The organism is Bradyrhizobium sp. NBAIM14 (assembly GCF_020193895.1).
Taxonomy (GTDB): domain Bacteria; phylum Pseudomonadota; class Alphaproteobacteria; order Rhizobiales; family Xanthobacteraceae; genus Bradyrhizobium; species Bradyrhizobium yuanmingense.
Map to the genome: position 1 here is coordinate 140,086 of NZ_JADYVQ010000001.1, position 21,659 is coordinate 161,744.

The following is a 21,659-nucleotide window of genomic DNA, read 5'->3' on the forward strand; positions in this document are numbered from 1 at the left end:
TTCAAATCTAGACAGTTTTGTGAAGCTCGCCTTGGCCGCGCGGGGCTGTTGCTGCGGTTGCCGAGCGGCCCTCGCCTCGCGGTGCGGTGGCGACGGCATCCGTCGCGGGGCGAGCTTCCCGGCTGGAGAAGGACTGCGCCAGGCCTGCGCCGAAAAGTGCAAAGAACGGAATGCTGTAGCCGGGCACCTGCAGCGTGAAGTCCAGGCAGGAATGCAGCAGCGACAGCGTCGCGGTCGCCGCGGCGGAAAGCGGGACGATGACGTCGCGCCGCCGTCCGAATGCGCCCCTCGCCAGCACCAGCAGCATGATCGCCCAGCCGAGCGCCACCAGCAGCGCCATCGGGATGCCCACCTCGGAGGCAAGCTCCAGCGGCGTCGAATGCGCCGCATCCCAAACGCCGCGAATCGAGATGTTGGGGCTGCGGTAGGGCGGGAAGGCCCATTGGAAGGTGCCCATGCCGGTGCCGAACCACGGGTTGTCGGCGATGATCCGCAGCGTTGATTTCCAGGCCTCGATGCGGCCCTCGTCGACCAAGCCCTGGCTGTCGAAGCGGCTGGAGACGCGGCCGCCGAGCAGCTGCAACAGGCCGAGCGCGACGGCGAGCCCTGCGCCGAGCGAGATCCAGATGCCGGTGCGCGGCGGCAGGTCCTTCCTGAGGAAGAGCGTGAAGGCGACGATCATCGCCAGCAGCGACAGGCCGACGCCGGCGCGCGAGGTCGTCATGAACATCGCCATCAGGCAGATCAACAGGCAGCTAAGCTGCGGCAGGATCTCTCTCGGCGGGATCGCGCGCAGGTCGAGCGACAGGCGCCGCCATTCGATGTGCCGCTCCGGCAGGCGGCGGCGGACGTCTTCCAGGATCAGCAGCATCCAGATCACCGCGCAGGAGCCGAAATAGGCCGCCGCCGTGTTGCGGTTGATGAAGGTGCCGGTGACGCTGCCGAGATAGGCCGTCTTGTCCCGCCACAGGATCATGGTGGGCTCGATCAGGAACGAGAGCACGCCGTAAAGGGCATAAGCCGCGCCCGATATCGCAATCACCCAGAGCAGGCGGCGCGCGCGCATCCGATCGGCGCCGATCGTGATGCCGAGCACGATGGCGAGGATGTTGGCAAGCGGCGCGCCGAGCGCGAAGAACGCCTCGTTCTTGACGATCGACGCCGAGGGAGCGATCGGCACGCCGAGCAGATCCGAGGCCTGCTTCCAGATCGGCTGGAACGGCGCGAGGAAGGGATGATCGGAAAGCTGCTCGTGCAGCACGAAGGCATAGGCGGCAACGATCACGCCGATGCCCGCAAGCAGCCAAAGATGCGGCCTGCGCAGATCGCGCGTCGGCGCGAAAATGACCGCGATGCCGAGACACAGGCACCAGAACGCGATCGAAAGATCATTGGTCGAGCCGAACGGAAACGGCGCGCCGGCGGCCACGAAGAACAGGATGAAGGCAGCGGGCAGGCTCCATGACCAGCGAATCTTGGGAAGCCGAAGGCGCATCGTTATGTCTTGCGAGCTTTGCTCTTGGGCTTAGAGGAAGCAATCGATCGGATAGATCTTCAGATCCACGTTGAGGCGGCTGTTCCGGCTCTGCGCGCGGAACGCATAGAATAATCCAAAACTATCACTCCCCTGATCGAGTTTTATTCCGGGGGTTAATTCGTCGGGCGGGACCAGAACGCCGATGTGCCGGTTGATGGCGGATATCTCGATCCGCCCCTCCCCTTGCGCAAAATGCCCGCCGAGTTGGGTCACGGTAACCTTCGGCAGGCCGCGGCGCTGATGGCAGACATCCTCCTCCCACAGCTTGGTCTGCTGCACCAGTGGCTTGCCCGGGCCATCGGGCACGACGATGTCAGGGAAGGACGGGCGCAGCATCCCGAAGAACTTGCTCTCCTTGGAGTTCGCCGAGAGGCGAACCGTGAAGGACAGCTCGCCCCTGGCGCCCTTGAGGCGCGACAGGACGGGAGCATCGGGCTCGGCGGAAACCATCACGTCGATGCGATGGCGGACGCCCATTTCTGCGGCAGCGCCGAGCACCGGCCCGACCGGTGCAAGCGCGAAGGTAAGCGGGACGCGAGCCAGAAGACGGCAAAATGTTCGAAAGCGCATGAAGCCCCTTGCAAAGCCGCGGGGTGACCGATGACCGACGCGCCCGTGCCGAGTGGCGCCTTGATCCAGATCCCGGGCTTGTCGGCGCAGCAGAACCGCCTCGATTGCTAAACGAAAATGGCACCGGGACAAAGCCCCGGTGCCATCGATTTGGTCGGTCAAGTCGGCGTCTTACGGCGCCAGCTTGATGTTGTTGCGGAAGATCAGGGCGTCGTTGGCGAGATTGATGCTATCGCTGCCGGTCGCCATGATCACACGCAGGTAGTTCAGGAACTTGGCAACTTCGACGTTGCGCGAGTTCGAGACGTAGATGATGTCGCCGTTCTTCATCATGACCTTGGTGGCGAGGAAGAAGCCGCCTGGATCGCGGAAGTTCACGTTGAAGATGACCGGGATCGTCTCCGAGGTGTACTTGCTCACGTCGATGCCGAGTTGGGCCGCAACCTCGCGCGGCTCGCGGCGATAGAGATAAACGGCCGCCGGATCGGCCTGGCCGTCCAGGAGACCGCCAGCCTTGCCGACCGCTTCGCCGAGATTGATGCGCCAAGCGTCGAAGTTGAACTCGCCGCTCTGGCCGCTGGCGCCGAACGCCAGGAACTTCTGCTGCTCGCGATAGACGTAGATGCTGTCGTCGGGCCGCACATAGACGTTGTTCTCGGGCGCCATCACGAGATTCTCGAACGGCACGGTGGCCCGCCGTCCGCCACGCTCCAGCATGACCCAGGTCTCGAAGCCCTGGCCCTTGATGCCGCCGGCGCGGGTGATCGCATCGAGCACGCGATCCTTCGCGCCCGCCGCGCTCGCGGGATAACGCGCGGGCGAATTGACCTCGCCGAGCACGCTGATCAGCTGGGTGCGCTGCGAGGACATCGCCACGACCGCTTGCGGCTCGATGGCGCGGTTGCCGATCCTCTCGACGATCGCGCGCTGGATTTGGACGGCCGTCAGGCCTGCGGCCTTGATCTGACCGGCATAGGGCACGGTGATGAAGCCGTCATTGTCGACCGACTGATCCGGGATCGTCACATAGTTACCCGGGCGGACACCGGCTTCCGCCGGGATGAACAGACCGCCTGCCGCGGCTTCGAAGATGGTGACGCTAACGACGTCGCCGATGCCGAACACGATGCTGGCAGGCGGGCGGCGGTCGGTGAAGACACCGGCGAGGCCCTTGGGCTCGTGGGTGTGCAGGATCTTCACGGTCGCCGGATTGAGCGGCACCAGCTCATAGGCCGGCGCGTTTTCTGTCTGGATCTTGTTGTTGACGTCGTCCGTCAGCGGTCCCGACCCCGGATTGGTCGAACACGCCCCGAGCGCCAAAGCAGCCGCCAGCAACGCAGGCATCAACACGTAGGTCTTGGCAATAGATGACATGAATCGCGCCCGAGGGTCCCCAATTGACGTAAATTGGTACGGCCTAGGGGGTGGTGCGACAAGTGTTGCCGGTGGTTAACGGAGCGATCCGTTGGCCACTGTTGCGTGCAGGCCACTGTTTGGGGCCTGGTTTAACCCTTTGTGACCATTTGTTGTATTTCGTGTGCCCGCTTCGAGCGCAAATCGCCCTAGTCGAGGGCTCAGCGTGTCGAGCGCAAGGCTTCTTAGCCTCGCCGCCGTCTGCTAAAGCTGGGCCCGTTAAGAGCAGGAATCCCCCTTGTCTGGCCTCCTTCTGATCCCGTTATTGGCGGGTTCCCTCCTTGGCGCGGCTGATCGCTCCTGGAGTTCCGCCACCTCCTGCCCTGGCAGCGCAGCCTCCTGTCACGGCGCACCCGTTGTTGCCGTCGCCGCCCCTGCGTCCACGTCCGTCTGGAAATTCACCCGGACCCAGGGGGCCAAGGACGGCGAAAGCTTCGCGGCCATCATGAAGACCGCCGACACCACCCAATCGGACCCGGACTTCGCCGGCCTGATCGTGCGCTGCGCCCCGAAGGGCAAGGTCGATGTGCTGGTGGCCTTGATCCGGCCCTTCCCGCCCCGGAGCCGCCCCAAGGTGACCATTGCCGTAAGCGGCGGCGGCACCCTGAGCTTCGAAGGCAGCATGGCGGCCGCGGGAGCGGCCGTGCTGTTGCCCGACGAGGTCTCGGCCTTTGCTGCCGGAAAGTGGCAGACGACGGCCTCGCTGTCCGTGGTGGTCAGGGAAGGCGACAGCGAGATCAAGGGGATGGTGGCGCTCAACGGGCTGCGGGAGGCCTATCATTCGCTGCTGGCAAATTGCGGCCAATAGGCTAAATTTAGCCATACAACTTAAGGGTCTTTTTAGGCGGGGAATCTAGGGTCCGGAGCACGGAGAGTGTTTCGGATGACCGCCTTTTTGATTTTCAGCTTTCTCACAGGTGCCGTGCTGGGCCAACGCTTTCGCGTGTTCGTGCTCCTGCCGGTCACATTTGCGCTGGCGCTCACCATGCTGCCGGTCAGCATGATGACCAGCCTGGGCTTCCTTGACGGCATGAAGGCTGCGGCGTTCGCCGCCATCGCCCTCCAAGGCGGTTACCTCTTCGGCTCGGGGGCGCGCTTTGCCCTTGCCGCCGCACGCGCCACCCGCGTCTTCGGTCGGCCGGTCAAGGCCACGCGCTGATCACACAAGCCTCTGTTTGAAAACGCACCGCCCGCTTGTATGGTGACCTGACCGTTTCAGGATTCGCTTCGAGCGCGCCGTTTGTCCCTCGCTTATTTTGCCCTCATCGTCTCCATCGTTTCCGCTTCCGCTCTCGAAATCGCCGGCGCCTCATTGGGCGCGCAGCTGGGGTCGATCGCCGCAGCGCTAGGCCTGCTGGCCGCGGCCTCGAGCTCGCGCAAGGCCGACTACGAGCACTATCTTCGTGCGACCTCCTGGGGCCGCTGGATTCTGCTCGCCATTCCGCTGTGCATCGCGGCCCAGCTCGCTCCGCTTCCGCTGCGCTTTGCGCATCCGATCTGGGCCAGCGCTCACGAGGTAATCGGTGGCCTGTCGCTCGGGCCGATCACGGCCGATATCGGCTTGACGGTGAATGCGCTGCTGCTGGCGCTGGCCGCGATCTCATTGCTTGGCATCGCGATCCTGGTGGTCCGCAACCGCGGCCGTGCCGAGCTGGTTCTGTTCGTGCTGAGCGGCGTAACCGCGATCTCCGCCTTGATGTTGGACCTGCATCGGCTCTCGCCGGCGCTTGCCGGATCCGTCCCCCATGACCTCACGACGAGCCTGGCCGGGCTCGGCCTCATGCTCAATCTGGCGGTGATGCAGCTCGCCGCTGAACGGGCGGAGACGCATCATTCGATCGTTCGCTCGGTCGCGATCGGACTTTGCGGTCTGGTCGGAGCCTTGGTCAGTGCCGCCGCGATCTTTGGGCTGTCCGGGACCAACAGCGCCATCGCGGCGACCTTTGGCGTCGTGCTGATCCTGCTGATCCTCGTGATCCGCAGACTGGATCTGTCGCCATTGGCCGCGAGCGCGTTGTCGGTGGCAGCCCTGATCGGCGCGGCGATCGTGCTGACCTTCCTCTTCGAAAAGAATTCCGGACCGATCCTGCTACGGCTCGTTCCGGAGATGGGGACCGAGACCAAGGCCGCCCTCGAGCGCATGCTGGCCGATACACGCTGGTTCGGCGCCGGTGCCGGGACTTTTCCTGCGGTGGGCAGGATCTATCAGAGCGATGCCGGCGCCGTCCTGACGGCGCCCTCGGCGGCCACATCGGTGTTCGCGGGGATGGGTTGGGTCGGCTTGGTCGCCATGATCGCGGTGAGCCTGCTCGCTTTGGTCCGCCTGTTCGTCGGCGCCCTGCAGCGCGGACGCGACTCGTTCTTTCCGGCGGCGGCCGCGGCCTGCGTCCTGTTTGCGCTGGTTCAGAGCTTTGCCGGTCCCGGATTGCTGCACCCGGCAGCAATCCTTTGCCTTTCGGTGATCTTGGGACTAGGGCTATCGCAGAGCGTCAGCCAATCCGGATCACGATAGCGCGCGGGTGATCAGACCGCGCGGTCGCCGAGCGAGGCCCAGTAGTTCGGATTCTTGGGCGACTGAATGCGGACCCAGCGATAGGGCTTCTTCGACCACGGCATGATGTGGCCGGAGAGATTGTCCAGCACGAGATCGCCGGAGAAGGTGCGCACCACGACCACGAGATGATGCTCGCCCCAGCTGGTCACGACCTCGCTCAGCAGCACCGAGCGCGCCGGAAAGCCCTTGGCGATCAGATCGTGGCGTTTTGTCACGGCATAGTCGTTGCAGTCGCCGCTTGCCGGATGCAGCAGCCATTTCTCGCCGCGCAGCCCTTCCAGATTGGCCTCGGGACGGATCGCGGTGTTGACCCGCTGGTTGACCTCTTGCATTTGCGCCATGCGCTCGGCCGTCAGCTTCAGGCGGCCGCCCCGGAAGACGATCCGCTGCGGCCGCGGCCTGCACTCGTCCTTGTACTTCAGGCAGAAGAGCGTGAACGCCATCGGCGGCAGCGTCGGCTGGTCGAACTTGATGTAGTGGATGGCACCACGCAGCCCCAGGGGCGCCCCGACGAAGGCGGCTTCCGCTTTCTGCTGCACCCCCGCAGCAACGACGATGGCGGCGACGGCCGCCAGGAACTTCACAACTTTGCGCATGTCGCGCTCCCCGTTCTTGTTGGGGAGACGCTACGCGAGACCTCTTGAAATACGGCTCAAAGGCCACGCGAGGCTTTAATCAAAATGCGGCCGCGTCGGTCAGGGACAATTAAGAATACCGATGTGTGACTTGTTCTGCTAAGAGCGGTCACGACTTCCGCTCGTGACGCTGGATGCGATTCGACCGACCCGATGGGCCTTTCCTCCCGCTTTCGCAAGAAGACCAAGCCGCGGCTTCCCGACGGCGTCCGCGTCTATGCGATCGGCGACGTGCATGGCCGCGCCGACTTGCTTCAATCGCTGTTAACCGTGATCGACGCCGATCTGGCCCGCTCGGCGCCGCAACGCGCCATTCAGGTCTTTCTCGGTGACTATGTCGACCGCGGCCCGGACTCACGCGCCGTTCTTGATCTCCTGATCGAACGCTCGAAGTCGCACGAGACGGTCTGTCTGAAGGGCAATCACGAGGTCTTCCTGCTCGAGGTGCTCAAGGACCCGACCCGCCTGCAGGAGTGGCGCCACTATGGCGGCCTGCTGACGCTGGTCTCCTATGGCGTCACGCCGACGATGAACCCTTCCGCGGAGCAGCAGGTCGAACTGATCGAGGGACTGAGACGTGCGCTCCCGCCGGAGCATCTCGCCTTCCTCCAGCAATTGCCCTCGTCCTTTACCTGCGGCGACTTCTTCTTCGTCCATGCCGGCGTCAAACCGGGCGTCCCGCTCGATCGCCAGAAGGATGAGGACCTGCTCTGGATCCGCGAGGAATTCCTCGCCTCCGAGGAGCGCTTCGGCAAATATGTCGTGCACGGCCATACGCCGGTCAGCGCGCCCGATATCCGGTCGAATCGCATCAACATCGACACCGGCGCTTATGCGACCGGCAACTTGACCCTGTTGACGATCCAAGGCGATAGTCTTCTCGCAATTTGAAAGCTCAGGCCGCAACTTCGGTGATCACGCTTCGCGCCATTGGCATCTTGACCGCGATCGCGCTGGCGCTCCACGCCGGCATGACGTTCTATGGCGATCTCGTACGGCCGAACTTTCGCGCCAGCGACTTGTTCTCGGGCGAGATTCCGCCGGACAAGGCCAAGCTCGCGGCGGCAGGCAGCCTGGCATCCTTTTCGTGGGATGGCGACCTCCTGGCAAATCATGCGGCGGCAATGGCCGCCGACGTTCTGCATCGTCCGTCGGCCGAGGCAGGCGGAAGGGCCAGCGAGAACAAGACGGCCCAAGCCGCTGTCGTGGCAGCCTTGAAAGTCTCGCCGATCAGGCCGGCGCTCTGGCTCACGCTCGGCACGCTACAGGCCCAGGCCGGCGAGGCGGTCACGCCTGCGGTGAAGATGTCGTACCTGACCGGGTCGGTGCCGATCGACGTTGCCTTCTCACGCGTCCGCACCGTGACCTCGAGCGCCGCAGCAACCGACGACGAGATCAAGCTGCTGGCGCAATCCGACATCCGGTCGGCGCTGGCCAACCGCTCGCGCTACGAGCCGCTGCTGATCGCGGCCTATGTGCAGGCAACTCCGCAAGGCAAGTCGCTGCTGCTGGAGACGACGAAGGTGACCGATCCAAGATTCAACGAGATCTTGCGGCGGTACTAAATCAGCGCACCGATTTCGGATTGACCGGCACGAAGTCCTGATCGCGGCGCGGCTGATCGGATCGCCCCTGGTAGACGAACATGCCCTTCTTGGTGGCGACGATGTCGCCTCGCTGCAGGCTGTCGTCGCGAAGCAGACGTTCGGTCGCGACGAGGTCCGGATCTTCCGGAATCGGCTTGTAGAGCTCCGGATGCTCGCGCCGCTCGCGCGCAACCCCCTTGGCACGGCGCCGCGCATCCTCGATGCGCTGCCGCCATTCGTCGCGCGAGACTTCCGGCTCGCTCGGCGGAAGATAGTCGTTGATGGACGGCTCCGGCTCGGTCTGCGCACGGCACGAGAGCGGGCAGGCGTAAAGAGCCAATCCGACAGCGGCCGCCACGGCCGCCTGAACTGGCGCACGCGCCGGTCTCCGGCGGTCTGACAGGGACTTGCAGCGGACGGGTCGCACTCCGATGACTCCGATGGCGGGCCGAGCAGCAGCCGCAACTTCAGCTGATACGGCTGCCAATTGCAACATTTTCGGAAAGCAGCGGCCGTACCTTCAAAAAGCGAAAAACAACCCCATGCACAGTAGCCGGCACCAACCGAATCAATGGGTTACGAATTTCCCGAAATCCGGCTTGATCCGTCGGGCAAAACAGGGCTAGTATGGCATGATCCGGAGAGAGGCCGAGCGATGATCGACCTATCTGCGATCAACGTCGGATGAGCGCCGCAAGGACAATAGCGTCGTTCTAAGGCCTCGTTAGACCATCGCTGCTAGACTTCGGCATCTGTCGATGGAGTTGCCGAGAATGCGTGCAAGCCTGGTATCGTTGTTGCGTGTTGCCGTTGCGGCGTATGCCATGTCCGCCCTCACGGCTCACGCCAGCCCCGTCTGCATCAAGGAGCGGACACCGTTCGCTTTGTCGCAAGACACGGTGAAATGGACGATGTCGATCGCGCCTGGCGCCGACTGCATTCAGGGACTGCGTTGGTCTTACATGCAGATCTTCAACGTGTCCGTCGTGAGCGGGCCATCACGGGGACAATTGGCGGTGGTCGGGTCTGGCTTTCGCTATTCGGCAGAAAGGGAAGCGCGAGGCGCCGACAAGTTCACGCTGCTGATTTCGGGCAAGAACCGTCATGATCCCGGGACGTCGACTCTGGAGGTCGAAGTCAACCCGCAATAGGCAGGCCTACGACGCGCGAAGGGGTATCTACTTCGCCCGAAAACGCTTTAGTATCGGCGGCTCGACCCGCTGCCCCGGGTTGTATTCCCGTGATAGGGCCGGGCCCGCCCGTAAGTCGTCACGGGAGGCTCGATCCGGCTCGGGATATTCGGCGTCGCGTTGGGACGCGCGGGCTGCGACGGGTTGACGATGATCACATTGCGGTTGGGCGTCGACGGATCGCTGACGCCCTGGGCCCAGGCGCCCGCAGGCACCACAAGGGCGAGTGTGATCAAGACTATTCGTTTCATGCGATATCTCCCGAGCAAGAACGTCAGGGAGGCGAAGACCGTTCCTTCACGACGGCATCACGGTTCGTTGCGCGACCTCACCGCGGTACGGGTGACCTCAGCGAGGCACCGCGATCAGCTTGCCATTCCTCCAGACACCTTGGGCCGCCTGTCCGGTAGAACCGCTACCCACGTTCCGGACAGCCGTAGGCCGCGAGGCAGCCTGGGTGGTCTGCTTCTTTTTGTTTGTCGTCGTCACGATGCTGGAGCTAGTCGTGTTGGCCTGATCCTTGGTCCCTTGTGCAGAAGCAGACTGAACCAGAAAGGCCAAAAACATGATTGCTGTCAAAATGCCGCGCATGGTCACACACCGGAGGAAGGAGCCGGTCGAAATGTCACAGGTTTCCGCCCAAAAGCAAGCGCTACGAAACGACCGCGCAGGACCTTTGCGGCCGGAGCATCAGCGTGTTTCACCGCAACCGACGCGATCCGGGTGAAAAAGCCTAGCGAAACAGCACTATCCGGGCTAGTTGATCGCTCTTGATGACCGAGACCGGCGACACCGCAGCCAACGCCTCGCAGGCGCAAGAGATCAAGGCCGGGCTCGTCCGCCTGTTGTCAGAGCGGATCCGCGAAGTCTCCGGCGACCCCAGGCAGATGCGGGATGTCGTCTACGAGCTGGCTCGCGTCAAGCTTCTGGAACAATTCACCCACGCCGATGCGCGGGAAGCGCGAGAGCTCCAGCAAGTCCTCGAACGCGCCATTCGGGAGGTCGAACGCGCCTTTGAGCGAAGCGAGCAGTCTTCACCGACCAGGGATGCCTCGGTCCCGGTGGCGAATTCTCCACCGGCGAACGTTCCCGTCCCCCCGCCCATTCCGACGCTCGCTGCCTCGGCGTCATCAGCCATTCCGATGGCTGCCGAGACGCCGCGGCGTCCTGCCGCACCGCCAGGATCGCCCGACCAACCCAAACGGAGCGGCGCTTTCAAGTCTCTCGTTCGATTGACCGCGATCCTCCTGCTCATTGCGGGCGCCGGCACCGCGGTCGTGTATTGGCCGCGGCTGAAGGCACAACTGACGGCATCGTCGCAGATGGCGCAGCCCGAACGTTCGGCCAAGAGCCCGGAGCCTCAGCCGGCCGCGATTCCGACTCCCTCGGCCAGCGAGACCGCTGAACGAACCCCGGAGGGCGCAAAGGAGCCGGCGCCGGCGGCGCACCCCTCGATGCCCCTGCCGACGACGTTCGGCGTCTACGCCTTGAGCGAGGGCCAGCTCCACGAGCTGAAGCCGGTTCCCGGAAAAATTCCGGACCGGCGGGTCGCGATCTCGGCCGCCATCAACACGCCGAGCGCGACCACGTTGATGGACGGCGACGTCAAATTCATCGTGTTCAGGCCCGACGGGGGTATCGACGCCAGCGGGACCGAAGTTCGGGTGATCGCAAAAGTCTCGCGAGCGATGGGCGTCGATGCCAGCGGGAAAGCCACCATGGTCAGCGCCGGCGATTCCTGGGTCATCCGCAGCATGTCCTACCCCTACAAGGTAGGTCCGATCGACGACCAGGCGAGAATGCTGTTGCTGCAACCGGAGCAAGACGGCTTCACGCTCGCGCCCGGCCGCTACATCGTGGTGGTCAGGGGCATGGGCTATGACTTCACCATCGCTGGGACGATCACCGATCCCAACCAATGCGTCGAGCGCATCAATGCGGCGAACGGCGCGTTCTACTCGCCCTGCCCGCCGCCGCGGCGATAACGCAGCCTTTGTTTCCTATTTTGCCGGCTTGCTGTCCTTTGGCGCATCCGCCGGCATGTCGTCGACCTTGCCGTTGTTGGCGACGCATTTCTGGAAGTACTCGCGCTGGTCTTTGCCCGTTCCCTTGGCACTCCCCGCTGCGGGGTTGCCGATCTGCCTGGGCGGAAAGGCCTTGGCCACCGCGGCGTCACATGCCCGCGCCACTTCGGCAGTGATGGCCGACGCCGTCGCCGGCACGGCCAATGTCAAAGCGAATGCCAGCCCAACCAATGTCCGCAAATTCTTGACCGGCACGTCGTTGCTCCTTCACTCGGTGAATGCTTGCCGGACCATACCAAAAAGGAACGAGGCGCCAAACGGCAAAGCGCGCTGAATTGTGACTGCGCACTTGTTCGGACCATGCTCCAGAGCCGCGTCTCGAAGCACGGCCGCAGAGCGCGCAGAAATATCACCGCTCCTAGCTGTTCAGCTGCGGCGGCTTGAAATCCGGAAAGCGCGTGAGCATTGCCGTCTTGACGAACTTCAAGTGGGCGATGCTGCTCGCCAATTCCTTGAGCCGGCGCTGGCCGTTCGAGATGTCGGCCGCGAAGAGATCCTGATGATGATTGTCGAGCGGCTCCCGCTCGAGATATTCGTCGGTGCCGTTTCCGAAGGTGACGGAGGCACGGGCAAGCGCATCGTCGACACGCCGGTTGAGCCCGGCCTGCTCCCTCTCCGCCTCCTGCAAGGCGGTTTCGATCGCGGCCAAAACGGCACCGATCCGCCCGCGGTCGGTCTCCGCGTCACGCTCGGCCGAGCGGGCCTTGAAGGTTTTGTCCTCGCGGCGGGAGCCGAGAAGATTGTGTGCGCGCGCTCTCAGGAACAGCTGAAACATCCGGGCCATCCCACATACGAGATCCAGGCGGGTACCATCGGTCAGACGTAGTTAACAAATCCTGAATCCGGCGCCCGTGCGGTCTGGCTTTGTGCAATCCATGCCCGCCAAGCTCCCGCGTGCTTGGAATACAGCTCGTGCCAGCGGATCTCGCCGTCGGCAGCGGCTCCTTTTCGCACGCGGACCTCGGATGTAAATTGCCCTGTCTCGTTCGATGCAAGATCCAGAGCTTCGAACTCCGCCGTCTCTTCCGGAGACAGGCCGATCAGAACGCGATGCCCTTGGGCATCGACGAAGTATCTGCGCGGCGCGTTGTGCCTTTGATCAGTCATTCGCAGGGCCCTCGTTCATGATCCAAGGCCCCGGACGATCCTTCAGCCGCCGCTCAAAGCCACGAACAAACGCGATCAAAACGAGGACGCAAGTCGCGCCCAGCAAAGCAATCAAATACGCCATTCACGCCCACCTATGCGAGCCGCGACAATACAGGCGGCTAAACTCTCACCATGAATTGCTACGTTCTAGGTTGCCTTTCCAAAGCTCTCAAGCGCCGCACCACGTTAACCTAACTGCGCATGGTTATCCGACCCGGCCGCACGGCAGGATCAGTGTGCGCTCACATGGCGGTGCGCCTACGACGGATGCTCACTCTGCTTGGCGCCCATCGCCGCCGGCGTGTAGGGCGCATAGAGACGATATCGTGCCGATCGCCTGCGCGAGCGCCATGCCCGCACGCCGTAGCCGCAGCAAAAGCCAGCTGCAAAAATCGAAATCAGAACCAGAATTGCAAACATTTGGAATGTTCCCAATGATCGGAACGCTCCTCCCGGTACATTTCAACGTGATGTTCTGACGACTTCAAGATCATCGGCGCTGAAAGTTTTGTCAGAGGAAGATGAAGTTTGTGCAACGTGGTGCTTGAATTTTGGCCGTCGCGAGAACCACGAGCCCGGAGGACGACGAAATCTCGCATCGTTCGGGGGCGATATCCAGCCGGCGATGTTAACCCGTGTTCACGGCGGCAGCAGCCTCGAACGAAGCGGCTGGATGCGCTGTCATCGGGCAGAGTTGCGATCTGCACGATAGGTCTTGCGAAACGTTCTCGAACGTATGGAGCGGCCTCTCGGACGAGACCGCTGAAGAAGCATCCGTGCTTCTACGGAGCGCCATGCACCAACTTCATCGCGGTAAGGTTGAGAGGTTAGCTTAACCCGCGTTGTTTGTTGCGAACTTTCGGCGATCGCTTATCCATCTCGCACCGGGCTCCCCCAAGCCCGGCCCCACCCAAGCAAAGCCGTCGAGCGAACATGGGTCCGCTTGGCGGCTTTGTCGTTGTGTCGACGAGAGGATCATTTCGGTTATGGCGCGCAGGCCCTGGTCGTTCAAGGAAGATCGCCGGCTCATCGAGCTGGCCAAGTCTTCAACCTCGCTGGAGCAGGCAGCGAAAGCTCTCGGGCGCTCGCCCGATGCGATCAAGCGCATGGCGTTGCGGCTTGGTCTTTCCTTGAAGTCGAAGCCGGCAAAGAAGAGCTGATCTTAGAAGTGCCGGCGCTCGCCTCGGCTTCATGTACGGCCGCTGCAGTCCAACGGCCCCGCATCGATAGGGCCAGCCGCCCTTATCCCGGGGTCGTTCCGGTCCGCCATCGTCTTGGACGGTGAGGTGGATTGAGCGGGTTGCCGGCGGTGCCCCGCCAGCCGCCACACTTAATTCTGCGTCCTCTTCTGGGACCCCATCCCTGGGCTGGTTCCGTAGCTGGGCGTCCCCGTTCCCTTGAAGGCGCCGCCCATCGTGTCGGATCCGGAATTCGTGCCCGTGCCACTGCGCGTCGCGGAGGTGGATTGCGTGCCCGATGGCGTGTCTTTGGTCCCCTGCGCCGAGGCCAGAGAGCTCCCGATTGTCAACGCCATCACGAGACTTAACGTCCTGATCATACTGCTCAACTTTCCATGCTTGTTTCTGACCCCGAGCCGCCAGACCATTGGCCGGGCACTGCTCAGGTGGGGCCCTTCGGGCCGGTCTTTCCGTTAAACCCTATCTTAGCCCCCGCTGGCTAGGATCAATCTCCACGCCTTGCTTGAATTTCCGCCCCGCCCTGTTTTCGCCTGAGCCGGATGAGAGTGCTGCGACCAGACCTCCCGTTTGTGGCACTCGTGCTTGCGAGCACGATGGCGTTCGCCTTGGCGGGTCATTTCGCCGCTGGCGCCGTCATTCGCCAGCACCAGGCGCATCAGCTCAATGAGCTCACCGAGGTGGTTCTGCGCCGATCGGAGCTTGCAGTCGATTTCGCTGCGGGCAGCCTGGACGAGCTCGCGCGGCGCAATTTCGCCAGCTGCGAGCCGGCGGCGCTGCAAGCCATCCGCCTGCATGTCTACCAGCGCTCGGCGATCAAAGACGTCCGCCTCGTCAAGCCGGACGGCTCGGTGATCTGCTCGGCCTATTCCGAGACGCTCGAATTCGACAACGGATGGGTGGATCGCCGCGACATGCTGCCTTCGCGCGACAAGACGCTTTCCCTGTTTCGCGTGGAGCAGTTCGGCGGCGACGCCCTGGGCGTGCTCAGGGACGTCAATGGCAACTCCGCCCTGGTCGCCATTGTCGGTGTCAATGCCAGCCTGTTCGACATCATGCCGGCCGAGCTGCGCGCGCACAGCCAGGTGATCCTCGCCTTGAGCAATGGCGAGAAGCTCGGCGAATTCCAGACCGAGGCCGGCAAGTCTGTGCCGGCGCCGATCGGCTTCGAGCGAGCGTCCGCTCGGCTCCCGCTTCATGCCACGATCCGGCTCGAGGACGCGGTGCTGTCGAGCTGGAACAACGAGGCCTATTGGCCAACGCTTGCAGTGGCGCTCGGACTTGGCGCGATCTTCGGCATCCTGCTGGCACGCAACCGCCGCATGGAGGGGCCAGTGGCCGATCTCGACCGGGCGCTGACAGCCGGCGAATTCATGCCATATTACCAACCGATCTTCGACCTCCGGACAGGTCGGATCAAGGGCTGCGAGATTCTGGCGCGCTGGCTGCGCCGCGATGGCTCGGTGGTCCCGCCGATGAATTTCATTCCGCTCGCCGAATCCAGCGGACGCATCCAGGCGATGACCTGGCAGATCCTGGGATCGGCGCTCACCGAGCTCAGGCCATTGCTCAGGGCCGACAAGAATTTCAAGCTGTCGCTGAACGTCGTCCCCAAGCACCTCCTGAGCGCCGGCTTCGTCGAAACACTGCGTCGCACGGTTCTGACGGCACGCGTCTCCGCGCGCCAGATCGTGGTCGAGATCACCGAGCGCGACGAATTGGACGATCTCGCCCGCGCCGCGTCGGTCGTCGCCGAGCTGCGGGACCGCGGCTTCCGCGTCGCCATCGACGACGTCGGCGTCGGCCATAGCGGACTGTCGCGGCTGAAGGGCCTCGGCGCCGATACGATCAAGATCGACAAGTTCTTCGTGGACACGATCACGGTGGACGCATCGACGACCACGATCGTGGAAATGCTGGTGGCGCTTGCCAAGGACCTCAATATGAGCGTGGTCGCCGAAGGCATCGAGACCGAGGAGCAGCTCCGCGCATTGCTCGCCTCCGGCGTCGAGGAAGGCCAAGGCTATCTGGTTGCGCCGCCCCTGCCCGCCGCAAAATTCAATGAGCTCATCAAATCGCGTCGGGCTGCGCAGCCGGATGCGGCGACATCCGGTGCTAAGGCTTTGGTGGCCTGACTGGTCGGCCCCCAGAGGCTTTAACGATACTTTCTAACGATGTTTTCGGCTTTCGAACCGGAGCGGCGACCAACCTTGTATGTTGGCGCCATGCGCAGGAACCACCTCATAGCAGCCGCAAGCATCTGTCTGGCGCTGATCGCCTATGCCACGCTGGCGAAGCTGTCGGGCCGGCCTGCGCTCATGGGTCACCACGAGGCCTATTGGATCGTCGTGATCGAGCGCTTCAGCGCCTATGGCCTGCTCGGCTTCCTGCTGTCGTTCCTGCTGCCGGGACGGTTTAGCCTGGCTTGCTCGCTCGTCATCGCAGTCGCCATGGGGTTGGAGCTGATGCAAGCGTTGATACCCGATCGCGATCCAGGCTTTCTCGACGTGCTGCAGAAGGCGGCGGGCGGCACCGTGGGCGTCATGCTCGCCCAGATGATCCTGGCGTTCCTGCCCAGACCACCTGCCTGAAACGGCGAGCATGGCCTCGGCGGAGCGACCGGGCGACCCGGTCCTTACTTCATCATCTGGCCGCGTAACTCACCGCCTGGGTTGGCGGCCGTGTGAATGTTCGCGTACCATTTTCCGCCCAACAGATCCGCCGCCTGCGCCTCGGTGAGGGTTGCACTGCCTTCGATCGGGCTTTGCGCCGTCTTGAACGGCAGGGCGATGCCGGCATTCTTCCCGGCCTCGCCGGGGCCGTGAAAATGCGCCCCTATCGCCGGTCCCGTCAACCCGGTAAAGGTGACGAGGTAGGTCAGGACCTTCGTTTCGGTGTTGTAGCTCGCCTCCGCCTTGCCCGACCCGGTCGAGCTATTCGGCGGCACTTCATTGCTTCCCTTGAGCTCCGCTCGCAGCTTAACGACCTCCGCACCTGCCGTTCCGCTCGTCGCGCTGACGCCTCCGACCAGCGCCAATGCCCCCAACAGTGCCACGGACCGTCGACACACGGCTTTGCTCATGCACTTCCTCCTGCGGATTTCGTTGGTCCCGCGATGAAAACACCGAGGACTGCCGGACATTCCACCGCAGAGCTTATGCTGATTCGGGACAACGCTCGCGGGAATTAGCCATCGCAAGCGCATCACGCGCCGGCTCAGGCCGCCCCGCGCCTCGTGTGACGCTCGGAGGGAACCAGGAGCTCGGCCATCTTCCGGTGGGTGTCGTGCAGCGCTTCAATGGCGCAGTCGAGATCGAAATCCGCCTCGCGGACGGATGCAAAGAACTTGGCCGTCAGCGCCAGATCGAGCTTGACGCGCGTGGCACCGTCGCGACTCCTGCGACGATCGAGCGACAAATGGATCGCGCGGTCCCTCGCCTCCACAGCATCGCAGCCGCAAAGCGCGCCGAGCTCGTCATATGTCATCCAGATTTGAGGCATGTTCTTCCACCACGCTTGATCTATCGCAGACTAGATAGCTCTCGCTTCTGAAGGCGGAGTTTCTGCAGCGCGAATTCGAGCCAACAACGTCAACGCAATGCTAAGCGCGGCGCAGACGTGAGCCGGGTGGACTGGCGCAGCTTGTTGCCGATCCACTGTCACTTGGGCGCGCCCGTCGTGAACGGATGCCGCGGCCGTGAACGGCTGTCGAGCCTCTTGGGCAGCTTGTCGGCCTTGAGCTTCACGACCGCGCCCCGGGGGTCAGGAGCCGGCGCCTCTTCCTGGCTGTAGATCAGCGTCGCTTCGAATCTCACGTCGGGCGCTTGGCGGGCCGTTCCCGAACAGGTCGCCATCGCCCCGCTATAAACGCCGGAGAGCTCGACCTCGACCTCGTCCAGCCCGAACACGGTCGGCGGCCCGTCGGCATGTCGCCGCGTGGTCAGGACGGCCGTGAAATGCCGGTCGTTGTCGAACTGATAGGAGCCGCCATAATTGAAGAAGCTGTCGCTGCCCGAGATCCGTCCCTGGGCCAGATGCACGATGCCGGTGCCTTGCGCGTGCGCTGTTCTGAACCACGCCGCGTATTTGCCCTCTTTCAGCATGGAAACATCCACCCGTAATTTCCACGTGTATTTGCAACGAAGCTTGAGGCGCGACAATGACCGACACGACGAGCATTCCGCCACGGTTAACGCCCTGCAAAATCAATCCGTTAAATTTCTGCGGCCGCACGCGGCGGCGGCGACGTCAAAACAATTCGATGCCGTCGTCAGCCGTTTCCACGACTTCGACGCGACGCGACGGCCGTACAAGGAGCCAATGCCGCTCGAGGCCGCGCGCGGCTACCTGGTCGAGAACGCCGGGCGACAGTTCGATCCTGGCTGCGTCGAGGCTTTCCTGTTGCGCTGGGACGAGGTGGTCGAGATCGCCGGCGGTCAGCGGACAAGTCCCTTGCCGGTCGCCGCGGCCCCTCCCGCTCCCGATATAGAGCGTGCAGCAGCGAGCTCGTCAGACGCGCGCCGTCCCGCGTCCCGACCGCCTGACCCGATCGATCCGCCAACATCTTGCCGCGGCACCATTTTTCTCCGGTCGCCGGTTTGAACCTGTTCCTGCTAAAGTGGCACCAAGACCTGAGAGTGATTCTGGTCACACTTGCCCCGGCGCCCTGCTGCTAGGCATCGAACCAGGACGGGCACCAGAGCATCGTCGAATTGGATGAGAATTCCCATGAAAAGCCTGATCGGCGCCTGTGTCGGCGCATTCTGCCTTGCGGCCCCCGCTTGGGCGGAGACTCCCGCCGCGATCGTCGAGGACGTCCAGGGCAAGGTCGACGGCATCGCGTTCATGGATTACGTGGCGCCAGGCAAGATCATCAAGCTCGGGCCAAAGGCGAGCATCACGCTCAGCTACCTGAAATCCTGCCAGCGCGAGACCATCAGCGAAGGTGTCGTCCTGGTCGGCGCCGAGCAGAGCACCGTTCAGCTGGGCGAGGTCAAGCGGGAAAAGGTGCCCTGCGATACCAATGCGGCAAAACTGTCCGAGCGCGAGGCGAACCAGAGCGCCGCAACGACCTTCCGCACCATGCGCTCGGACGCCAAGGGCGGGCCCGCCAAGCTGCCGACGCTCTACGGCGTCTCGCCACTGGTGCAGGCCAAAGTCGGCAGCACGCTGGTGATCGAACGCACCGACGGCAAGGAGCCCACGATCAGCGTCCCGCTCAAGCGCGATGCCATGGTCGGCGGCAAGTTCTATGATTTTGCCAAGGCCGGAAAGACATTGACCCCGGGCGGCAGCTACCTCGCCATTCTCGGTGCCAAACGCTACACCTTCCAGATCGACGCCAGCGCCACCTCCTCGCCGACCCCGATCATCGGCCGCCTGCTGCGGCTCGAATAGGCGGACTCGAATAAGCGGAGTTGGCGACGGGGCGATGCGGCGGATCGGGGGACGGGACATCGTTGCGGCAATCCTGATCGCGCTCCTTGCGGGCGCGATCTTCACGTCCCCGCCGCTGCAGACACTGCAAGGCCTCTCGCTCGACATCCTCACCGCACTGCGTGGGAAGGTTGTCGGCGAGCGCCGCGATCCCGCGACGTCGCCGGTCGTCGTCGTGGCGATCGACGGCGAAACCTACGAGACCCCGCCCTTCAAGGGATCGCCGACGCAGACCTGGACGCGCGAGATCGGCCGGGTGCTCGGCAGTATCAGCGACGGCGGCGCCAAGGTGATAGGCTTCGACGTCATCTTCAAGAACTCGATCGAGCAATCCGAGATTCCCTTTGGCGACGCGCCGCTCGGCGCCCGGATGCGCGGATTTGACCGGGACTATCTGATCGCGCTGCGGCAGATCTCCGACAACGGCAAGCTCGTGCTCGGCGAGATCCTGAGCAACGACCATCCGGAAATGCCCTACCGTGCGCAGCGGCTGGCGGTGCGAAACAACGTCCGCGCGCTCAATGTCCACACCGACGCCGACGATGTCATCCGGCGGATGCCGCTCAGCTTCTCGATCGAGGGCAAGCCGGTGCCCACAATGGCGGCCGAGCTCGCCGCCCGCGCGCTCGGCGCGAAGGTCGAGATGGCGCCATCCGGCGCGGCTGGGCTGTCCGGCTACGCAATCCCGAGCACTGTACCGAACACGCTGACGCTCAACTTCCGCGGCCTCAGCCGCGACGTTCCGACCTTCTCCTTTGCCGATCTGCGCGCCTGCGTCGAAAAAGGCGACCGCGATTTCTTCCGGCGCGCCTTCGAGGGCAAGGTCGTGCTGCTCGGGACCGTCCTCAACTTCGAGGACCGCAAGCTCACCTCGATGCGCTTGTCCGGCGGCTATGACGGAACGCCGTCGGCGCGATGTGCCCCGCCCGCGGCTGCCGGCACCGCGCAAAAGGCCCGCAGCGACGTCGCCGGTGTGTTCGTGCACGCCGCTGCGGTCCGAAACCTGATCGAGCGCGATGCCGTGACCGAGCTCGGCTTTCCCTCGCGCACCCTTCTCACGATCGCGTTCGCGGCCGTCATCGCCTGCGCGGCCGGCGTGTTTGCGCCGAGTGGCGCCCTGATCGCCTGGCTCGGTCTCACCATCGCCTACGCGGTCGCTGCCGTCGGCGCATTCGTCCATGCCTTGGCGCTGCCGCTGACCGAGCCGGCGCTCGCCAGCCTTGCCGCGCTCGCGATCATGATCGGGTATCGCTTCGTGCTGGCCGACCGCGACGAGCGCTTCCTGCGCAAGAGCTTTGCCTTTTACCTCGCGCCCGAGGTGATCGAGACCATGGTCGCCTCCGGCAAGATGCCGGCGCTCGGCGGCGAGATGCGCAACGTCACCATGTTCTTCTCCGACCTCAGCGGTTTCTCGTCGATCGCCGAGACGATGACGCCGGTCGAGCTGGTGACGCTGATGAACGAATATCTGTCCGCCATGACCGACATCATCGAAGGTCATGGCGGTTACGTCGACAAATATATCGGCGATTCCATCGTCGCCATGTTCGGCGCCCCGGCCGACGATCCCGCCCACGCGCGCAATGCGGTGCGTGCTGCGCTGAAGTGCCACGAGACGCTGGCCGAGCTCAATGAAGGCCATCCCGCCTTCGCCGGTCACGGCCTGTCGCACCGTATCGGGCTCAACAGCGGCGAAGCCGTGGTCGGCAACATCGGCTCGCGCCGCCGCTTCAACTACACCGTGATGAGCGACACCGTGAACGTCGCCTCGCGGCTCGAAGGCGCCAACAAATATTACGGCACCGCGATCATGGCCTCGGAAACCACGATGGCGCAGACCGGCGATAGCTTCGCCTGGCGCGAGCTCGATGCGATCAGGGTGCAGGGACGCGGCGAGGCGATCAGGGTGTTCGAGCCGCTGGCGGAAACCGGCGCGGAAAGCGCCGAGCAGGCCAAGGTCGCCGCAGCCTATGCGGAAGGGCTGGCGTGCTGGCGGGCACGGGAGTTTGCCAAGGCGGCCGACGCGTTCGAGGGAGTGGCGGAAGTTGATCCGGCGTCCGCGCTGTTCGCAAAACGCGCAAATGCATTGACTGCCAATCCGCCGCCGCCGGAGTGGACGCCGGTGAACACGCTGGAAGGAAAGTAGCGACGTCAACCGCGGGCGTACTTGCCCTCTCCCCTTGTGGGAGAGGGTGGCTCGCCGCGTAGCGGCGAGACGGGTGAGGGGTCTCTCTCCGCGCGCGCTTCTCTCAATAAGCCCGCGGAGAGAGACCCCTCATCCGGCGCTTCGCGCCACCTTCTCCCACAAG

25 protein-coding genes are annotated in these 21,659 nt (G+C 63.9%); 13 read left to right on the forward strand and 12 right to left on the reverse strand.

The window, feature by feature from the left end; translation table 11 throughout:
- Positions 1–7 precede the first annotated feature (7 nt).
- The 3 genes from I6F28_RS00570 to I6F28_RS00580 are packed head-to-tail and all read right to left on the reverse strand — an operon-like array spanning position 8 to position 3,481.
- Positions 8–1,495 carry an O-antigen ligase family protein gene (locus I6F28_RS00570; protein WP_225139031.1) on the reverse strand — a complete coding sequence of 496 codons (1,488 nt, stop codon included), beginning with the start codon at positions 1,493–1,495 and terminating at the stop codon, positions 8–10.
- Positions 1,496–1,525: 30 nt separating this feature from the next.
- Positions 1,526–2,269, reverse strand: a complete 744-nt coding sequence (locus I6F28_RS00575; RefSeq protein ID WP_225139032.1) for a hypothetical protein — start codon at positions 2,267–2,269, stop codon at positions 1,526–1,528.
- A gap of 9 nt (positions 2,270–2,278) precedes the next feature.
- Positions 2,279–3,481: a polysaccharide biosynthesis/export family protein gene (locus tag I6F28_RS00580; RefSeq protein WP_036035489.1), complete on the reverse strand. Its 1,203-nt coding sequence runs from the start codon at positions 3,479–3,481 to the stop codon at positions 2,279–2,281.
- A gap of 484 nt (positions 3,482–3,965) precedes the next feature.
- Here I6F28_RS00580 and I6F28_RS00585 point away from each other — a divergent pair, with 484 nt between their 5' ends.
- The 3 genes from I6F28_RS00585 (at position 3,966) to I6F28_RS00595 (ending at position 6,032) form a co-directional block, all read left to right on the forward strand.
- Complete coding sequence (locus I6F28_RS00585; protein ID WP_225139033.1) at positions 3,966–4,328, forward strand: hypothetical protein; 363 nt, start codon at positions 3,966–3,968, stop codon at positions 4,326–4,328.
- Positions 4,329–4,403: 75 nt separating this feature from the next.
- Complete coding sequence (locus tag I6F28_RS00590) at positions 4,404–4,679, forward strand: hypothetical protein (protein WP_225139034.1); 276 nt, start codon at positions 4,404–4,406, stop codon at positions 4,677–4,679.
- Between the two features lie 81 nt (positions 4,680–4,760).
- A complete protein-coding gene (locus I6F28_RS00595) occupies positions 4,761–6,032 on the forward strand; it encodes a hypothetical protein (protein WP_225139035.1) in 1,272 nt (423 codons plus the stop codon).
- A gap of 11 nt (positions 6,033–6,043) precedes the next feature.
- Here the strand turns inward: I6F28_RS00595 and I6F28_RS00600 are convergent, their stop codons facing one another.
- Positions 6,044–6,670: a transglutaminase-like cysteine peptidase gene (locus tag I6F28_RS00600; protein ID WP_057026184.1), complete on the reverse strand. Its 627-nt coding sequence runs from the start codon at positions 6,668–6,670 to the stop codon at positions 6,044–6,046.
- 192 nt (positions 6,671–6,862) lie between these two features.
- Here I6F28_RS00600 and I6F28_RS00605 point away from each other — a divergent pair, with 192 nt between their 5' ends.
- The gene (locus I6F28_RS00605; protein WP_057026183.1) at positions 6,863–7,600 is read left to right on the forward strand and encodes a metallophosphoesterase family protein; all 738 of its coding nucleotides are present in this window, start codon (positions 6,863–6,865) and stop codon (positions 7,598–7,600) included.
- Between the two features lie 20 nt (positions 7,601–7,620).
- Positions 7,621–8,274: a hypothetical protein gene (locus I6F28_RS00610; RefSeq protein WP_225139036.1), complete on the forward strand. Its 654-nt coding sequence runs from the start codon at positions 7,621–7,623 to the stop codon at positions 8,272–8,274.
- A 1-nt stretch (position 8,275) separates the two neighbouring features.
- Here I6F28_RS00610 and I6F28_RS00615 read toward each other — a convergent pair whose 3' ends face one another.
- Positions 8,276–8,653 carry a hypothetical protein gene (locus tag I6F28_RS00615; protein ID WP_225139037.1) on the reverse strand — a complete coding sequence of 126 codons (378 nt, stop codon included), beginning with the start codon at positions 8,651–8,653 and terminating at the stop codon, positions 8,276–8,278.
- Between the two features lie 415 nt (positions 8,654–9,068).
- On the opposite strand from I6F28_RS00615, the gene I6F28_RS00620 reads away from it, so the two are divergent.
- A complete protein-coding gene (locus I6F28_RS00620) occupies positions 9,069–9,446 on the forward strand; it encodes a hypothetical protein (RefSeq protein WP_057026473.1) in 378 nt (125 codons plus the stop codon).
- 47 nt (positions 9,447–9,493) lie between these two features.
- Here I6F28_RS00620 and I6F28_RS00625 read toward each other — a convergent pair whose 3' ends face one another.
- Entirely contained in the window at positions 9,494–9,736 is a 243-nt protein-coding gene (locus I6F28_RS00625; protein ID WP_128262894.1) for a hypothetical protein, read from the reverse strand.
- 522 nt (positions 9,737–10,258) lie between these two features.
- Here I6F28_RS00625 and I6F28_RS00630 point away from each other — a divergent pair.
- The gene (locus I6F28_RS00630) at positions 10,259–11,470 is read left to right on the forward strand and encodes a hypothetical protein (RefSeq protein ID WP_225139038.1); all 1,212 of its coding nucleotides are present in this window, start codon (positions 10,259–10,261) and stop codon (positions 11,468–11,470) included.
- Positions 11,471–11,485: 15 nt separating this feature from the next.
- Here I6F28_RS00630 and I6F28_RS00635 read toward each other — a convergent pair whose 3' ends face one another.
- The 3 genes from I6F28_RS00635 to I6F28_RS00645 all read right to left on the reverse strand — a co-directional run bounded on the left by I6F28_RS00635 (position 11,486) and on the right by I6F28_RS00645 (position 12,676).
- Positions 11,486–11,764 carry a hypothetical protein gene (locus I6F28_RS00635; protein WP_225112340.1) on the reverse strand — a complete coding sequence of 93 codons (279 nt, stop codon included), beginning with the start codon at positions 11,762–11,764 and terminating at the stop codon, positions 11,486–11,488.
- Between the two features lie 163 nt (positions 11,765–11,927).
- Positions 11,928–12,344, reverse strand: a complete 417-nt coding sequence (locus I6F28_RS00640) for a hypothetical protein (protein WP_036011274.1) — start codon at positions 12,342–12,344, stop codon at positions 11,928–11,930.
- Between the two features lie 41 nt (positions 12,345–12,385).
- Entirely contained in the window at positions 12,386–12,676 is a 291-nt protein-coding gene (locus tag I6F28_RS00645; protein ID WP_036011277.1) for a hypothetical protein, read from the reverse strand.
- Between the two features lie 1,028 nt (positions 12,677–13,704).
- Between I6F28_RS00645 and I6F28_RS00650 the strand changes: the two genes are divergently transcribed.
- The 3 genes from I6F28_RS00650 to I6F28_RS00660 all read left to right on the forward strand — a co-directional run bounded on the left by I6F28_RS00650 (position 13,705) and on the right by I6F28_RS00660 (position 16,505).
- Entirely contained in the window at positions 13,705–13,878 is a 174-nt protein-coding gene (locus I6F28_RS00650; protein ID WP_167361675.1) for a hypothetical protein, read from the forward strand.
- A gap of 578 nt (positions 13,879–14,456) precedes the next feature.
- On the forward strand, positions 14,457–16,049 hold the full coding sequence (locus tag I6F28_RS00655) for an EAL domain-containing protein (RefSeq protein ID WP_370142926.1): 1,593 nt from the start codon (positions 14,457–14,459) through the stop codon (positions 16,047–16,049).
- A 90-nt stretch (positions 16,050–16,139) separates the two neighbouring features.
- On the forward strand, positions 16,140–16,505 hold the full coding sequence (locus I6F28_RS00660) for a VanZ family protein (RefSeq protein WP_036011287.1): 366 nt from the start codon (positions 16,140–16,142) through the stop codon (positions 16,503–16,505).
- Positions 16,506–16,549: 44 nt separating this feature from the next.
- On the opposite strand, the gene I6F28_RS00665 is transcribed toward I6F28_RS00660, so the two are convergent.
- The 3 genes from I6F28_RS00665 to I6F28_RS00675 all read right to left on the reverse strand — a co-directional run bounded on the left by I6F28_RS00665 (position 16,550) and on the right by I6F28_RS00675 (position 18,017).
- Complete coding sequence (locus tag I6F28_RS00665) at positions 16,550–16,996, reverse strand: CHRD domain-containing protein (RefSeq protein ID WP_036026578.1); 447 nt, start codon at positions 16,994–16,996, stop codon at positions 16,550–16,552.
- Positions 16,997–17,130: 134 nt separating this feature from the next.
- A complete protein-coding gene (locus I6F28_RS00670; RefSeq protein ID WP_036011293.1) occupies positions 17,131–17,415 on the reverse strand; it encodes a hypothetical protein in 285 nt (94 codons plus the stop codon).
- A 158-nt stretch (positions 17,416–17,573) separates the two neighbouring features.
- Entirely contained in the window at positions 17,574–18,017 is a 444-nt protein-coding gene (locus I6F28_RS00675; protein WP_036011297.1) for a hypothetical protein, read from the reverse strand.
- Between I6F28_RS00675 and I6F28_RS37745 the strand changes: the two genes are divergently transcribed.
- The 3 genes from I6F28_RS37745 (at position 18,016) to I6F28_RS00690 (ending at position 21,496) form a co-directional block, all read left to right on the forward strand.
- Positions 18,016–18,516 carry a hypothetical protein gene (locus tag I6F28_RS37745; RefSeq protein WP_370142925.1) on the forward strand — a complete coding sequence of 167 codons (501 nt, stop codon included), beginning with the start codon at positions 18,016–18,018 and terminating at the stop codon, positions 18,514–18,516. The genes I6F28_RS00675 and I6F28_RS37745 overlap by 2 nt on opposite strands.
- 126 nt (positions 18,517–18,642) lie before the next feature.
- A complete protein-coding gene (locus I6F28_RS00685) occupies positions 18,643–19,311 on the forward strand; it encodes a hypothetical protein (protein WP_036026585.1) in 669 nt (222 codons plus the stop codon).
- Between the two features lie 34 nt (positions 19,312–19,345).
- Complete coding sequence (locus I6F28_RS00690; protein ID WP_225139040.1) at positions 19,346–21,496, forward strand: adenylate/guanylate cyclase domain-containing protein; 2,151 nt, start codon at positions 19,346–19,348, stop codon at positions 21,494–21,496.
- Positions 21,497–21,659 lie beyond the last annotated feature (163 nt).